We start from the raw sequence: 13,854 nt of genomic DNA, 5'->3' as shown, positions 1-13,854 counted from the left end.
GGCCGTGATCGGGATCGCAGCATGAAAAAATGTGATCGCTGCGACACTTTGGCCTACCGCTTACGAGAAGGAGAAAGGTATGGCGCTAAGCATACTGAAAACGGAGCGTCTGTATCGGCAGATTGCTAATGCGATAATGGATAGTATTAAAAACGGCGAATTTGTGCCGGGTGGATTGTTGCCGCCGGAGCGTGAACTGGCGAAACAGCTTGGGGTGAGCCGTTCATCGGTGCGCGAAGCATTGATTGCACTGGAGATGACCGGCTGGGTAGATATACGAACCGGCAACGGTATTTATGTGGCGCAGCCGTTGCCGCAGAATGAAATCAAGGACGTGGAGAGCTTCAGCCTGCAGGAACTGCTTCAGGCGCGCGAAGCTTTTGAAGGGATGCTGGCGGCTTTTGCGGCGCGCAAGGGTAACGCGCAGCAACGTGCTGCTTTGCTGGCCTTAACCGCTGAGTTGCAACAGTTTAATGAAAATGATGCGGCGTTCCTTGAGCAAGACAAGCAGTTTCATCTGTTGATCAGCGAAATGAGCGGCAATGATTTGCTGCGCGATATGATGGAATATTTATGGAACAAGCGCCACAGCCCGCACTTTAAGCGGCTGGAACGTCATTATGCAGATAACGCCTTTGCACGCGACATGAATGAGGATCATCAGCGAATTGCCGAGGCGATAGTCGCGGGCGATGAAACCGCTGCGCGTGCCGCAATGGAAAATCATTTACAGCACGTGCAGCAACGGTTACTTGGTTAAGCCTTTGACGCGTTTGGGGCGCCCGGTGCCAAGCATAATGGCCAGGCGGCTGCCGCCCGGTGTGGTCTCCATCAGGATTTTGGTAATACTGGTTAGCGGCACCGACAATAACATGCCGACCGGGCCAAGCAGCCAGCCCCAAAAAATTAACGACAAAAACACAACCAGCGTGGATAAGCCCAGGCCGCGCCCCATCAGGCGCGGTTCCAGTAAGTTACCAAACACCATATGAATGGCCGAAAACAGCGCCGCTACCATCAACGCGTCAAATACGCTGTTCAATAGCAGTGCCTGAATAAACGGCGGTATGCCTGCAATAATGGGTCCGATGTTGGGAATGAAGTTGAGGATAAACGCCAGCACGCCCCAAAGTAGCGCGAACTTCACGCCCAGTAACACCAGGCTTAACCACACCGCGACGCCAGTCACCAGGCTTACCAGCGTTTTCAGCGCCAGATAATGGGTGACTCCCTTCAATGCTTTGTGCAAACCGGCGATGCGTATTTTGGGATTAACCAGCGAATTACGCATTTTGTAGGGCAGGTGATGTACTTCAAACAGCATGAACACAACCGTCAATATCAGCAGTACGAAACGGGTCATTGCACCCGAGAACTGGCTCAGTGCACTGGTGGCCAGGTTCATCATCATGCTGGGATCAAAGCGTTGCACCAGCGAATCGGTTGACACATTAATATGAAACTGAGTCGCCAGCTGCTGAACCACACTCATCTTGTGCTCCAGGGTGGCACGTATCTGTGGATAGAGAGCATAGAACTCGCTCACCGAGCTGGCTATTACCGCGACCAGCAGCAAAATCACAAATAAAATCACGGTAATAACAAGAGTGATGGCCACTCCACGCCGTAAACCGTGCCGCATAAGTATTGTCACCAGGGGGTTGAGCACGATGGCAAAAAAGCCGCGAGTAGCAACGGCACCAGAATGTCAGAAGCCCCACGGATGCCCGAGAGAATAATCACCAACATCGCCAGTTTGATGAGAATATTTTGCCCAATTTTTTCCTGCTGTGACTCGCTCATTCCCTCTCCTGAAATGATAGGGGTTGTGAGAAGTGTAGCGTAAGTAAAATTAACCGACTGATTTATCAGAGAAACGGTAAAAATCAGCTAACGCGCCTCTGCCTTATTGCGCTCCGGAACTCGGGCTTGTTAGCAAACTATTACTCCCTTTGAGCGTTGAGAAAAGTAAGCCCCAGGGGTATGACGGGAATTTAACCAACCCTTAATATGCAGCAGGGGGCGTGAATGCTTAAAAGAGGATAGTTAGCACAGTCAAACACGAGCGCAATGACTCATGCCAGAGCAACCTGCAGCGGAATCTACACCACATAGTTTTCGGCTTACCCTTCTGATCTTTTCTATTGTGCTGTACAACTTCGCCAGCTATCTCACTATCGGCCCGCCGCTGGCGGTGCTGCCCTGAGTGCAAAACAGCCCGCGGCATAAATGCCGCCAGGAATACTCAAGCTGCTGGTCTGCCTGGCGCTGTTTTGCATTCTACGCATGATTCGCCGACAAACCGCTGAGCCTGGGTTAGAGATTAACGAAGAATAAAAAAGCGGCCTCCGACCGAGGCCAAAAAACGTGTCACAAGACACAGATAAGGGTTGGGTCACGCGACGCAAAAAGCAGCGCCGCGCAGAGGATCAGGCTTGCAGCAGTTCGATGCTGTGGCGAATCTGACGTTCGATTTCGGCGGGGGTCCAGCTGTTCAGTTCTGATGAGAACGGTTCAAAGGCGTAATCACCTTTATAGCCGAGTATTTCCAGGCGTTTGACCTGCGCCACGCTGTTTAATACATCGCTGTCACTCAGCATAATGCGATCGTCATCGGTCAACGCCGCTTTCGGGCGCGTAGCTTCTACACCAGACAAATGCACTAAACCGATCTGATTCACATCAATCTCTGCCGGGAATTCTTGTTCGGCATTTTCATACAAATGGTGATGGAAGGTATCCAGCACCAGTCTGAACGGCACCTTAGCCTCACGAATAAGCTGTTGCGCCTGTACAGCGGAGCGCAATGAACTCACCGGGAATCCCAGCGGCTCAACCAGACCTTGTACGCCATAATGTTCAAAACGCGGCGCGAGTTTCTGCATTGCTTCCCGCGTTTGCTGGGACGAAATCAGAATGCCTTCATTCAGCGGACACATCACCAGCGCTTTGGCACCAATACGTTGTGCTTCTTTTAACAGGGCTTCCGCTTTCTCCATCAGGGCGTCATCGGTACGGTTGAACGGATACAGGGCGTTAATCGTGACGATCTCAACGTTATATTTTTCCGTCAATGCGCAGAGCTGCTGAGGCGAAAGGTCATCCATCACCTTGCCGCTGGCCATATCGTTACGCAATTCTACTTTGCTTAATCCCAGACGCTGCACCAGCTGGAAAAACGCTTCCAGCGTCAGGGCGGGGGCAATTTTTCGGTTAATACAGAAACGTGTTGGATCAATGGCCATTCTACGGCTCCTGTTACAAAGTAGGGGAAGACGAAGCCAAAGAGAACATTTATTTCATTATCATTGAATAATGAAATTTAAATTATTAGATCTGCTTCGCAATAATTTCATATTTCGTTTCACGCCCCGGCTTTTTTGCCGGATTTTATGAAGGGGAACAGGCAAAAACTCAGGTTGTTAACCCATGGCCCGAATGCGCTAGTTTACTGGTTATCGCGAGCGAAAAGCGCACGGTGCAACCGATTCAGGAAAAATGCGATCTGTGCCGCTAAAAGGAAATTTTCCAAAAATATTCATTTGAAAAATTTATTTCACTGTAATAGTTTCATAGCACGCTTTTGGCTTTGCCTGATCAGGCAACGTGACATTCAGCACGCTCAGTCTGCAGGGAACGTAAACATTCAAAGAGGCTACAACATGAATATCGTAGGAAACTTTATTGGCGGAAAAACCACCCACAGCGCCAGCAACGAAACCATCCCTGTTTATGATCCAGCAACCGGCAACGTGGTGCGCGAACTGACACAAAGTACCGCTGATGAAGTCGCTCAGGCGATTGAAGTGACTCACAATGCCTTCCCGGCATGGTCGAAAACCTCTCCGCTGCGTCGCGCACGCGTACTGTTCAACTTCAAAGCGTTGATGGAGCAGCATCGCGATGAGCTGGCAGCACTGATTGTATCTGAGCATGGCAAAGTCTGGTCGGATGCACTGGGTGAACTGACGCGCGGTATTGAAGTGATCGAGTTTGCCTGTGGTATCCCGCATCTGCTTAAAGGCGAGTATTCCCCGAACGTCGGCACTGGCGTTGACAGTTTCTCACTGATGCAGCCGGTTGGCGTGGTGGCCGGTATTACCCCATTTAACTTCCCGGCGATGGTGCCCTTGTGGATGTTCCCGATTGCGCTGGCGTGCGGCAACACTTTCATTCTGAAGCCACCTGCGCTGGACCCTTCTGCGGCGGTACGCATGGCAGAGCTGTTAACCGAAGCGGGCCTGCCGGATGGTGTATTCAATGTTATTCATAGTTCTAATGAAGAGTAAGCGTCTCATCCAGACCGTCTTTTATTTTTGCCCGCGTTTCCTACCATGGACACTTTCGCGAACATGGACACTACCGTGGACAAAAATACGCCTTACACCAGAAGACCATGGATCTTCACAGCGCTGAGCCTGCGCTTTAATGAGGCTCTGACTTACCGTGAAATAGCAGAACAACTGAACCTTAGCTCATCTGCCATACATAAAATGTTCACGCGTTTTCGACGAACCGGAATTAACTGGCCATTGTCGGAAGAATACACGCCTGAACGCCTGGAGGAAGAGCTCTATGCCTTCAATCTTGAGACAAATCTTCCTGTAAAAAAACGCCGGCCGGACTGGCCTCTGGAATTCAAAATTCGCATGGCGGAGCTGACCCTGCAGCCGGACGCCTGTGTGGCTCAAATTGCCCGTGAGCATGGCATTAACGATAATCTGCTGTTCAACTGGCGCAATCTGCATCGTCAGGGGCTACTGGATCCGGCCAACAGAGCGACTCTGATTCCGGTTACTATGGAGCCTGTTGTCCCTCCGCCCAGGCAAAACGGCGTCGTATCAGCAGACCTGCCACCGGTCATCAGCTGCAGGCTGACGTTGCCAGGTGGAAGCCTCAACCTGACTGGCCCGCTGACGCCTGAACTTCTGCGCGCACTGGTCAGCGAACTCAGGGAGGGTGAGTCATGATTAGCTTTCCGGCAGGTTCGCGGATCTGGCTGGTTGCTGGCGTGACAGATATGCGCTGTAGCTTCAACGGGCTGGCAGCGAAAGTGCAGAACACGCTTCGCACCGATCCGTTCAGCGGTCATCTGTTTATCTTTCGCGGTCGTCGCGGCGACATGATAAAGGTGCTGTGGGCCGACCGGGACGGCCTGTGCCTGTTCACCAAACGACTGGAGCGGGGGCGCTTCGTCTGGCCGGTGACCCGTGACGGAAAAGTGCATCTGACGCCTGCGCAGCTCTCCATGCTGCTGGAAGGCATTAACTGGAAGCACCCACAGCGGACTGAACGGCCTGGCCTGCGGATATAACCTGCTGTAAAATGGGGTTATGGACGCATCCCTTCCCGATGAAAACGCCCGGCTCAGGGCGCTGCTGCTGGAGCAGCAGACCACCATCCGCAAAATGGCGGAGTATAACCGCCTGCTCTCACAGCGGGTGGCGGCGTACGCCAGCGAAATCAACCGGCTGAAGGCGCTGATCACTAAGCTTCAGCGCATGCAGTTCGGCAAAAGCTCCGAAAAGCTGCGTGAGAAAACGCAGCGCCAGGTGCGCGAGGCTGAAGAGCGCATCGGCGCCCTGCAGGAGGAGATGGCTGAGGCGCTGGGTGAGCAGCATGACCCGGTGGTTCCGCAACCGCTGCGCCAGTCTTCTGCCCGTAAACCATTACCGGCCACACTCCCCCGCGAAACCCGCACGCTGTCGCCGGCAGAAACCGCCTGCCCGTCGTGCGGCGGAGAGCTCAGCGCGCTGGGCTGCGACGTATCGGAGCAGCTGGAGCTCATCAGCAGCGCCTTTAAGGTTATCGAAACGCAGCGGCCAAAACTGGCCTGCTGTGGATGTGACCACATCGTTCAGGCGACCATGCCGGCAAAACCCATAGAGCGCAGCTACGCGGGTCCCGGGCTGCTGGCGCGCATCGTCACGGCAAAGTTCGCAGAGCACACGCCTCACTATCGTCAGTCAGAGATATACCGGCGTCAGTGCGTGGAGCTGAGTCGTGCCACACTGGGGCGCTGGTCCGGTGCGGTCAGCGAACTGCTGGAGCCGCTGTATGACCTGCTGCGCCAGTACGTGCTGATTCCGGGCAAGGTGCATACCGACGATATCCCTGTGCCGGTTCAGGAGCCGGGCAGCGGTAAAACCCGCACGGCCCGGCTGTGGGTCTACGTGCGGGACGACCGTAACGCGGGCTCACCGCTTCCCCCGGCGGTGTGGTTCGCGTACTCGCCGGACCGTAAGGGGATACATCCGCAGCAACACCTTGCCGGATACAGCGGTATCCTGCAGGCCGATGCTTACGGCGGCTACAACGCACTGTACGAAGACGGCCGTATCGCCGAAGCGGCCTGCATGGCGCACGCCCGGCGAAAAATCCATGACGTTCACGTCCGCACACCGACCGACGTCACAACCGAAGCGCTGAAGCGCATCGGTAAACTGTATGCCATCGAGGCGGAGATACGCGGCAGCCCGGCAGAGGAGCGGCTGGCGGTCCGGAAAGAGCAGACGGTCCCGCTGATGCAGTCGCTGTACGACTGGGTACAGGCACAGATGAAGGTGCTGTCGCGCCACTCGGATACGGCGAAGGCGTTCTCGTACCTGCTGAAGCAGTGGGATGCGCTGAACCTGTACTGCAGCAACGGCTGGGCCGAGATAGACAATAACATCGCAGAGAACGCGCTGCGTGGCGTTGCCCTGGGGCGGAAAAACTGGCTGTTCGCGGGTTCAGACGCGGGCGGGGAACGTGCTGCGGTACTGTACTCGCTGATCGGCACCTGCCGGCTTAACGGCGTGGAACCGGAGGCGTGGCTGCGTTACGTCATCGGTCATATCCAGGACTGGCCGGTGAACCGGGTCCGTGATCTGCTGCCCTGGAAGGTCGATCTCACTTTTGTCTGAGCGTCAATACGGTCTGGATGAGACGCTTACACTTGCTCTGCCTGATGGTCATCCTTTCTTCTTCTGGTTTGTTGGCGTTAAGTGTGGTCAGGGCGGCCGTGTTGGCGCCACTTTTATCGATAGTCACTACCTCGGGTTCGCCATGATGACGAATGGCCTTGCGAAAGAAACGCAACGCAGCGGCAGCGTCGCGTCTGGCGGTCAGCAGGAAGTCGACGGTTTGACCTGCAGTATCTACCGCGCGGTACAGATATTTCCACTGGCCTTTGATTTTGATGTAGGTTTCGTCCATGCGCCACCGCCGACCCACGGTGCGCTTATGCCGACGAAACGCCTTATCCAGCAACGGCACCAGACGGATAACCCAGCGGTGAAGCGTCGAATGGTCAACAATAATGCCGCGCTCGACCATCATTTCTTCGAGATTGCGCAGGCTAAGGGCATAAGCCAGATACCAGCGAACGCATTGAGCAATAACATCGAGGGGATAGTGCAGGCGTTTGAAGGCTTTTCGTATCAGAGGCATGAGCAGGCAACATCATTAAAAAAAAACAGCATGTTACCCGACGCCGCCTTAATGCGACAGAACCCCTTTATGTGCTTTCCGGACGGGGCACATTCTGGATGGAGAATCCTGGTGATGAGGCTGAGTTTGCTCCTGGTCACCTGCTTTTTTTTAAGCGTAACGTTATATATGCACTGCCAACGCTGCTGGAAGAACCTGTTATATTTCTGTCGTTAGACAGCCCGTGTCGCAGCCCTGAAGATATTACGTTTGTTGATCCTGATGATGGTAATGCAGGGACGTTTATGGCCAGAAATAATAAGACGACATAGTTTCTTCAGATGAAGCTGTTTCTAACACTAAACTGGTCATAGCGGGCTATGCGTCCGCGATGAGCGATCAACGGACATTGATAACAAATTCAGTGTGGAGCAACGGGGAGCAGCTACGCTACATATTCGGAAAGTATGTTGCGTAGCGGATTGATTATTATCGCGAAGCACTACGCTGAATGCTTTGAGTCTTCACATTTCAATCATTGATGTATGTCTGCAAGATCATCGCCCTCGGTACGGCGAACTTTAATACTGATACAGATATAATTACCAGTGCCCTTCATTTTTCATAGATATCCAGGGCTCGCAGGCTTCCAGTGGTTCACCTTTTTGAAGCAGTTCAATGGATATATTGTCAGGACTGCGTACAAAAGCCATGTAACCGTCCCGTGGAGGTCGATTAATTACAACGCCATTCGCTGCAAGATGTGAACAAAGAGCATAGATGTCTTCGCATTCGTAGGCGAGATGCCCGAAATGTCTACTGTCTGAAGGTAAACCTTCATCCCCGTCCCAGTTCCACGTCAGTTCGACTGATGCCTCATGCTGGCCTGGCGCAGCCATATAAAGCAGCGTAAACCGGCCTTTTTCGTTATCTATTCGTTGAATCTCCTCAAGACCCAGCAGACCAAAAAAGTGCTTAGTTTTCTCAAGATCTTTAACGCGTACCATCGTGTGCAGGTATTTCATTACCAACCCCTTAGTTTCATTGGATTGATGTGAAGAATCGAGACTTGATGCTTCACAATTATTACGTCTGGAAAGAGTAAAATATTGTCTTATCAATGAGTCGGAGCTGGCGCTGCATCGATTTTAACACGCATCAAACTATAAGGTTTCTCGCGTATATCTTTACCATTATTGAAACCTGGCTGGCGTTGAACCTGGTTAGCTGTGAAGTAAAGATAGTCGTCAGGACCAATCGACAGTGTATCCGGCCACAGAACTCGTGGATCGTGGACAATGGTCTGCCAGCTGCCGTCAGCCATGCGCTTACGGATGCCGTTGTGTTCATAATCGCTCGCATACACGGCACCGCTGGCATCAGCTTCCAGACCATCGGAAGCACCTTTTTCACCAAGATCTTTCACAGCTGCGGCGAGTTGTTCATCGGTGACGTTCTCGTCACGAAGTAAGTCTGTTGATACTGAATATAGGTGGCGGATGGATAATGGACAGAAGTAAAGAGTTTTACCATCAGCCGACAGAGCGATACCGTCAGAGGCTATGCCCAGCGACTTAAGTTTTCCGTCTGCACCTTTGGTCAGCAGCGCCTGTTTTCCTTCTACTACTGGAATGAAATCAGGATCAGGTGTTGTTGATTTTGCTCCGCTTAAGCGACGTACGGCCTTCCCGGTGGCGATGTCCATTACGATGATGGCTCCAGGACCGGAAACCGATGAGTCAGTGACGTAAACGGTACCTTCCTTGCCGATGCGGAAATCGAAGCGCATATCATTTACGTAGGTGCTTGGCAGCATCACATTCGAAGGGAAGACTAACGTTTTGACAATCTTGTTGGTGGCAAGATCCACTGCAACTAATTTAGCCCCGCCTTTTTTGGGTAATGACTCCAACTTACTGATAGTGTTTTATGTTCAGATAATGTCCGATGACCTTGTCATGCAGCTCCACCGATTTTGAGAACGACAGTGACTTCCGTCCCAGCCTTGCCAGATGTTGTCTCAGATTCAGGTTATGTCGCTCAATGCGCTGAGTGTAACGCTTGCTGATAACGTGCAGCTTTCCCTTCAGGCGTGATTCATACAGCGGCCAGCCATCCGTCATCCATACCACGACCTCAAAGGCCGACAGCAGGCTCAGAAGACGCTCCAGTGTGGCCAGAGTGCGTTCACCGAAGACGTGTGCCACAACCGTCCTCTGAACCGCCCCGGTTTTCCGGGAGAGTATTTTAGTTGGGAACTCAGGCTGCCAGATCCTTATTCCCGATGGAAGCATAATATGCCCGTTCGGCTTCTGCCGGTGGGATATGCCCCAGCCTTTCCAGCAGCCGGCGATTGTTGGGTTCTGTCGCATTAAGGCGGCGTCGGGTAACATGCTGTTTTTTTTTAATGATGTTGCCTGCTCATGCCTCTGATACGAAAAGCCTTCAAACGCCTGCACTATCCCCTCGATGTTATTGCTCAATGCGTTCGCTGGTATCTGGCTTATGCCCTTAGCCTGCGCAATCTCGAAGAAATGATGGTCGAGCGCGGCATTATTGTTGACCATTCGACGCTTCACCGCTGGGTTATCCGTCTGGTGCCGTTGCTGGATAAGGCGTTTCGTCGGCATAAGCGCACCGTGGGTCGGCGGTGGCGCATGGACGAAACCTACATCAAAATCAAAGGCCAGTGGAAATATCTGTACCGCGCGGTAGATACTGCAGGTCAAACCGTCGACTTCCTGCTGACCGCCAGACGCGACGCTGCCGCTGCGTTGCGTTTCTTTCGCAAGGCCATTCGTCATCATGGCGAACCCGAGGTAGTGACTATCGATAAAAGTGGCGCCAACACGGCCGCCCTGACCACACTTAACGCCAACAAACCAGAAGAAGAAAGGATGACCATCAGGCAGAGCAAGTACCTGAACAACCTGGTTGAGCAGGATCACCGGAATATCAAACGACGAATACGGCCGATGCTGGGATTCAAGTCGTTCCGCCGGGCGCAGACGTTGTTAGCAGGCATCGAGTTGTTACAGATGATACGCAAAGGACAACTTCAGCATCCCGCCGGCGACAGATTGTCACCAGCGGAACAATTTTATTTGTTGGCTGCCTAAAATATCGGCAGCACAACGTTTGCTGACTCTGCTCTGTTAATGCGACAGAACCACCTAAAGACTGTGGGTAGTGATATCGAGACGTTTTGCGACACTGGAAACAGAATGGCCACGATCAACAACCTGTTTGACTGCTTCAATTTTAAACTCTTCAGGATAACGCTTACTGCTCATGTGCACCTCTCTTTAAGCCATTTTAAATGACTCTGAGATGTCTGTTAAACCTGTGGCGATTCACACCGTATTGTGAAATAGGGGAGAAGTCAAAGATTATATCATCAACCGCCAGCGCCAGTCGCTGATACCACCTGACAGGCGTTATTGTAAATTTGCAGAGAGAGTTTGTATTATGCCCTTTCATGTTGGAAACAGATGTTTTCCTGCCACAATCAGCGACAGCCGAATTAACCACATAGCCCGCTCTGATACACCGTCTGAGATGAGCGTATGGGAAAAAATTAAGGAGTTTTTCTGCACGACGCATAAATCTGAAGCACTGGAGTGTATCCGGACGATTTGTCACCCACCGACCGGAACGACGCGGGAGGATGTGGTCAACCGATTTGAACAGCTCAGGAGGCTCGCATATTCCGGATTCGCGGAGAACATTCAGTCCGGCCGACACGGGGATAATCACTTCAGTATCCTGGACGAAAACAGCCGGGAGATACTGTCAGTCACTCTCGATGATGCAGGAAAATATACCGTGAAATGTCAGGGGCACCAAACCATGACCCATGATGCCAACGGGTTGCTGTATAAGATGATGCAGCAACCTAGAACATCAAACGGCACTTATTGTGCTCCGGAAGGAAAAGAGACGGTATTCGTCATCGATATTTATGCTAAAGAGGAAAACAAAAATCTGCCTCGTTCACCCACTGACCTCCGTCAACAAAATGCGGAAAGCTCAGATACACCATGTCGACAAGTAGTACCCTCCCAGAGCAGTGATTCACCACACACCACTATTGAGATACCAGAGTCAGTATTAAATACGGCTGCCCATAGTGAAGCTTCGGAGTCCTGGCAGGCATTCTTTCAACGTCATGTCAAAAATACCGGAGCAATACTTACGCGTAATGCTGTTTCTGTCGGTATGCCCACCGCTGCACGTGAATATGTAAGGAGAGCTGCGCTTCCTGCCTTGTTCGAAACGCTTCCTCAGGCTGCGCAAGTGAGTTTAGCGGGGGTGAGCATTGCAATGCCTGCTGTTTTACAGTTGGCAGCAATAGCACGAGATATTAAAGAAGGAACACAAACGCCAGAGACTCTGCGTTCGCGACTCGCCAATATCGCCCTAGTTGTAGGAACAGGAACGGCATTAGCAGCGACCGGTGGACTTGCCGTCGCGGCAAATGCGTTGATCGCGGCGGTATTTGTCTATGTACCCTTACGAGAATTCTCTCAGTATTTTTTACAGTTACAGGACAATAATGAAGGCCCCCTGAATATAAAGGCAACCGCGTTCTCCGCCGCTGTCTATGCGGGAAATCAGATTGCGGTTGATCAAGGAATGGACATGCTTTCTGATGCTCTTGAGCCTGCTATGGGGAAATTAGCTGCGAATATTGTTAGTCGGGCACTGGTTAATATTGGCGGTGAAACACTGGATGAATTAACGAGTCGTAGTGCTAATGCCTATGTATCCCATAATCCTGAACTTAAAATTGGTATTGATTTTCGACCGAAAGATGAAATAACCCGGAAAACCGCCTTAGATCAGGTATGCAATACATTAGCAAGTCGCGCATCCTTATTTAGCGCCTCATTTTCAGGAGCTTATGCCGCCCCCGTTCAGGGCATACTTAATAGTATGGTCGTTGGGGGAATTCTAGGGGCGGGTTACACACCTTTTGTGTATAGCCATGCGCAATCCGAAGTATACGCAGATGGCGGCCACGGTGAACCAGTTCTCACAACAGTACGGATTGGGTGACCGCAAGGATTCCTTAACTTTTGGCAATAAGCCTGAAAGTTATAACTATGCTTATTTATATAACCGTATTTCAGGCTCAATAAACGAGCGTTTGATGAGAGTCACCGCCAGCATTGGGAGTAAGCGTCACATTTAGACCGTCTGTGCAGCAGGCTCCGGTTTCGGGAAAATAGTGTCCATCATTTTTAATGGACACTATCGCGTGAAACACCGGACATGGCTTCTCGAGGTACTTCGCCTCCACTTTGGCCTAATGGGAGCGAAGCTGCTGTGTAACCACATCCCGATCAACGGTTATCTGATAGGCACAAACGAGTATGAAGGCCATCATGTCTTTGATATCTGGTACCGTAACACCTCAGAAGTGAAACCCACAGCCATTACCGGAGACATGCACAGCATCAATAAAGCCAACTTTGCGATCCTGCACTGGTTTGGGCTTCGCTTTGAACCTCATTTCACGGTTCTGTCGCATTAACAGAGCAGAGTCAGCAAACGTTGTGCTGCCGATATTTTAGGCAGCCAACAAATAAAATTGTTCCGCTGGTGACAATCTGTCGCCGGCGGGATGCTGAAGTTGTCCTTTGCGTATCATCTGTAACAACTCGATGCCTGCTAACAACGTCTGCGCCCGGCGGAACGACTTGAATCCCAGCATCGGCCGTATTCGTCGTTTGATATTCCGGTGATCCTGCTCAACCAGGTTGTTCAGGTACTTGCTCTGCCTGATGGTCATCCTTTCTTCTTCTGGTTTGTTGGCGTTAAGTGTGGTCAGGGCGGCCGTGTTGGCGCCACTTTTATCGATAGTCACTACCTCGGGTTCGCCATGATGACGAATGGCCTTGCGAAAGAAACGCAACGCAGCGGCAGCGTCGCGTCTGGCGGTCAGCAGGAAGTCGACGGTTTGACCTGCAGTATCTACCGCGCGGTACAGATATTTCCACTGGCCTTTGATTTTGATGTAGGTTTCGTCCATGCGCCACCGCCGACCCACGGTGCGCTTATGCCGACGAAACGCCTTATCCAGCAACGGCACCAGACGGATAACCCAGCGGTGAAGCGTCGAATGGTCAACAATAATGCCGCGCTCGACCATCATTTCTTCGAGATTGCGCAGGCTAAGGGCATAAGCCAGATACCAGCGAACGCATTGAGCAATAACATCGAGGGGATAGTGCAGGCGTTTGAAGGCTTTTCGTATCAGAGGCATGAGCAGGCAACATCATTAAAAAAAAACAGCATGTTACCCGACGCCGCCTTAATGCGACAGAACCATAGAAGTTAACGTTAGTTTGCTCATAACCCCATGATGATGCAAATACATCGCCAATTGAAACATTGCCATTTTTAAAAACTAATACATTCATTTAAATCTCCCGCCCGTTT

The 13,854-nt window shown here is 51.8% G+C and carries 10 protein-coding genes and 9 pseudogenes; 11 read left to right on the top strand and 8 right to left on the bottom strand.

Translation table 11 applies throughout. The annotated features are described in order from the left end of the window. The first annotated feature begins 79 nt into the window (after positions 1–79). The gene (locus H2P46_RS13730; protein ID WP_193405572.1) at positions 80–760 is read left to right on the top strand and encodes a FadR/GntR family transcriptional regulator; all 681 of its coding nucleotides are present in this window, start codon (positions 80–82) and stop codon (positions 758–760) included. Here the strand turns inward: H2P46_RS13730 and H2P46_RS13725 are convergent. Further along, positions 749–1,803, bottom strand: a pseudogene (locus H2P46_RS13725) (AI-2E family transporter). The gene H2P46_RS13730 and the pseudogene H2P46_RS13725 sit on opposite strands and share 12 nt — an antisense overlap. Positions 1,804–2,077: 274 nt before the next feature. Between H2P46_RS13725 and H2P46_RS13720 the strand changes: the two are divergent. Continuing rightward, positions 2,078–2,203, top strand: a pseudogene (locus H2P46_RS13720) (MFS transporter); the annotation flags it as partial. A 226-nt stretch (positions 2,204–2,429) separates the two neighbouring features. On the opposite strand, the gene H2P46_RS13715 reads toward H2P46_RS13720, so the two are convergent. Then, on the bottom strand, positions 2,430–3,245 hold the full coding sequence (locus tag H2P46_RS13715) for a TIM barrel protein (RefSeq protein ID WP_193405571.1): 816 nt from the start codon (positions 3,243–3,245) through the stop codon (positions 2,430–2,432). Between the two features lie 417 nt (positions 3,246–3,662). Here H2P46_RS13715 and H2P46_RS13710 point away from each other — a divergent pair. The 4 genes and pseudogenes from H2P46_RS13710 to tnpC all read left to right on the top strand — a co-directional run. Further along, positions 3,663–4,286 (top strand): annotated as a pseudogene (locus H2P46_RS13710) (aldehyde dehydrogenase family protein); the annotation flags it as partial. Between the two features lie 48 nt (positions 4,287–4,334). Then, entirely contained in the window at positions 4,335–4,970 is a 636-nt protein-coding gene (tnpA, locus tag H2P46_RS13705; RefSeq protein WP_193403483.1) for an IS66-like element accessory protein TnpA, read from the top strand. Then, complete coding sequence (gene tnpB / locus H2P46_RS13700) at positions 4,967–5,314, top strand: IS66 family insertion sequence element accessory protein TnpB (protein ID WP_193403484.1); 348 nt, start codon at positions 4,967–4,969, stop codon at positions 5,312–5,314. The genes tnpA and tnpB overlap by 4 nt, the downstream gene beginning before the upstream one ends. Positions 5,315–5,333: 19 nt before the next feature. Then, positions 5,334–6,905 (top strand): IS66 family transposase, encoded by a 1,572-nt coding sequence (gene tnpC, locus H2P46_RS13695; protein ID WP_193404199.1) that lies wholly within the window; start codon positions 5,334–5,336, stop codon positions 6,903–6,905. 31 nt (positions 6,906–6,936) lie between these two features. Here tnpC and H2P46_RS13690 read toward each other — a convergent pair. After that, positions 6,937–7,431, bottom strand: a pseudogene (locus H2P46_RS13690) (IS6 family transposase); the annotation flags it as partial. A 98-nt stretch (positions 7,432–7,529) separates the two neighbouring features. Between H2P46_RS13690 and H2P46_RS13685 the strand changes: the two are divergent. Next, positions 7,530–7,742 (top strand): hypothetical protein, encoded by a 213-nt coding sequence (locus H2P46_RS13685; protein WP_193405570.1) that lies wholly within the window; start codon positions 7,530–7,532, stop codon positions 7,740–7,742. Between the two features lie 270 nt (positions 7,743–8,012). Here the strand turns inward: H2P46_RS13685 and H2P46_RS13680 are convergent, their stop codons facing one another. The 3 genes and pseudogenes from H2P46_RS13680 to H2P46_RS13670 all read right to left on the bottom strand — a co-directional run. Further along, the gene (locus tag H2P46_RS13680) at positions 8,013–8,435 is read right to left on the bottom strand and encodes a VOC family protein (protein ID WP_202987462.1); all 423 of its coding nucleotides are present in this window, start codon (positions 8,433–8,435) and stop codon (positions 8,013–8,015) included. Positions 8,436–8,527: 92 nt separating this feature from the next. After that, positions 8,528–9,322, bottom strand: coding sequence for an L-dopachrome tautomerase-related protein (locus H2P46_RS13675; RefSeq protein WP_202987461.1), 795 nt, complete (start codon positions 9,320–9,322; stop codon positions 8,528–8,530). 1 nt (position 9,323) lies between these two features. Continuing rightward, a pseudogene (locus H2P46_RS13670) lies at positions 9,324–9,632 on the bottom strand (IS1 family transposase); the annotation flags it as partial. A 201-nt stretch (positions 9,633–9,833) separates the two neighbouring features. On the opposite strand from H2P46_RS13670, the gene H2P46_RS13665 reads away from it, so the two are divergent. Continuing rightward, a complete protein-coding gene (locus H2P46_RS13665; RefSeq protein WP_193405569.1) occupies positions 9,834–10,529 on the top strand; it encodes an IS6 family transposase in 696 nt (231 codons plus the stop codon). A 57-nt stretch (positions 10,530–10,586) separates the two neighbouring features. Here the strand turns inward: H2P46_RS13665 and H2P46_RS13660 are convergent. Then, positions 10,587–10,703 (bottom strand): annotated as a pseudogene (locus H2P46_RS13660) (transposase); the annotation flags it as partial. A 175-nt stretch (positions 10,704–10,878) separates the two neighbouring features. Between H2P46_RS13660 and H2P46_RS13655 the strand changes: the two are divergent. The 3 pseudogenes from H2P46_RS13655 to H2P46_RS13650 all read left to right on the top strand — a co-directional run. Then, positions 10,879–11,253 (top strand): annotated as a pseudogene (locus H2P46_RS13655) (E3 ubiquitin--protein ligase); the annotation flags it as partial. Positions 11,254–12,640: 1,387 nt separating this feature from the next. Further along, positions 12,641–12,715 (top strand): annotated as a pseudogene (locus H2P46_RS22810) (IS66-like element accessory protein TnpA); the annotation flags it as partial. Beyond that, positions 12,716–12,937: pseudogene (locus tag H2P46_RS13650) on the top strand (Tn3 family transposase); the annotation flags it as partial. A gap of 45 nt (positions 12,938–12,982) precedes the next feature. Here H2P46_RS13650 and H2P46_RS13645 read toward each other — a convergent pair. Continuing rightward, complete coding sequence (locus H2P46_RS13645; protein ID WP_193405569.1) at positions 12,983–13,678, bottom strand: IS6 family transposase; 696 nt, start codon at positions 13,676–13,678, stop codon at positions 12,983–12,985. Positions 13,679–13,854: the final 176 nt, after the last annotated feature.

Source organism: Mixta mediterraneensis (genome assembly GCF_014946725.1).
In the GTDB taxonomy this organism is placed as follows: domain Bacteria; phylum Pseudomonadota; class Gammaproteobacteria; order Enterobacterales; family Enterobacteriaceae; genus Pantoea; species Pantoea mediterraneensis.
Note: the sequence above shows the minus strand (reverse complement) of the source record. Positions and strands in the feature narration are given on the sequence as shown.

What these genes read in the sequence shown, in the direction of transcription:
- H2P46_RS13730 (WP_193405572.1), top strand. Translation starts at nt 80, where the DNA reads ATGGCGCTAAGCATACTGAAAACGGAGCGTCTGTATCGGCAGATTGCT.
- H2P46_RS13715 (WP_193405571.1), bottom strand. Translation starts at nt 3,245, where the DNA reads ATGGCCATTGATCCAACACGTTTCTGTATTAACCGAAAAATTGCCCCC.
- tnpA (WP_193403483.1), top strand. Translation starts at nt 4,335, where the DNA reads ATGGACACTTTCGCGAACATGGACACTACCGTGGACAAAAATACGCCT.
- tnpB (WP_193403484.1), top strand. Translation starts at nt 4,967, where the DNA reads ATGATTAGCTTTCCGGCAGGTTCGCGGATCTGGCTGGTTGCTGGCGTG.
- tnpC (WP_193404199.1), top strand. Translation starts at nt 5,334, where the DNA reads ATGGACGCATCCCTTCCCGATGAAAACGCCCGGCTCAGGGCGCTGCTG.
- H2P46_RS13685 (WP_193405570.1), top strand. Translation starts at nt 7,530, where the DNA reads ATGGAGAATCCTGGTGATGAGGCTGAGTTTGCTCCTGGTCACCTGCTT.
- H2P46_RS13680 (WP_202987462.1), bottom strand. Translation starts at nt 8,435, where the DNA reads ATGAAATACCTGCACACGATGGTACGCGTTAAAGATCTTGAGAAAACT.
- H2P46_RS13665 (WP_193405569.1), top strand. Translation starts at nt 9,834, where the DNA reads ATGCCTCTGATACGAAAAGCCTTCAAACGCCTGCACTATCCCCTCGAT.
- H2P46_RS13645 (WP_193405569.1), bottom strand. Translation starts at nt 13,678, where the DNA reads ATGCCTCTGATACGAAAAGCCTTCAAACGCCTGCACTATCCCCTCGAT.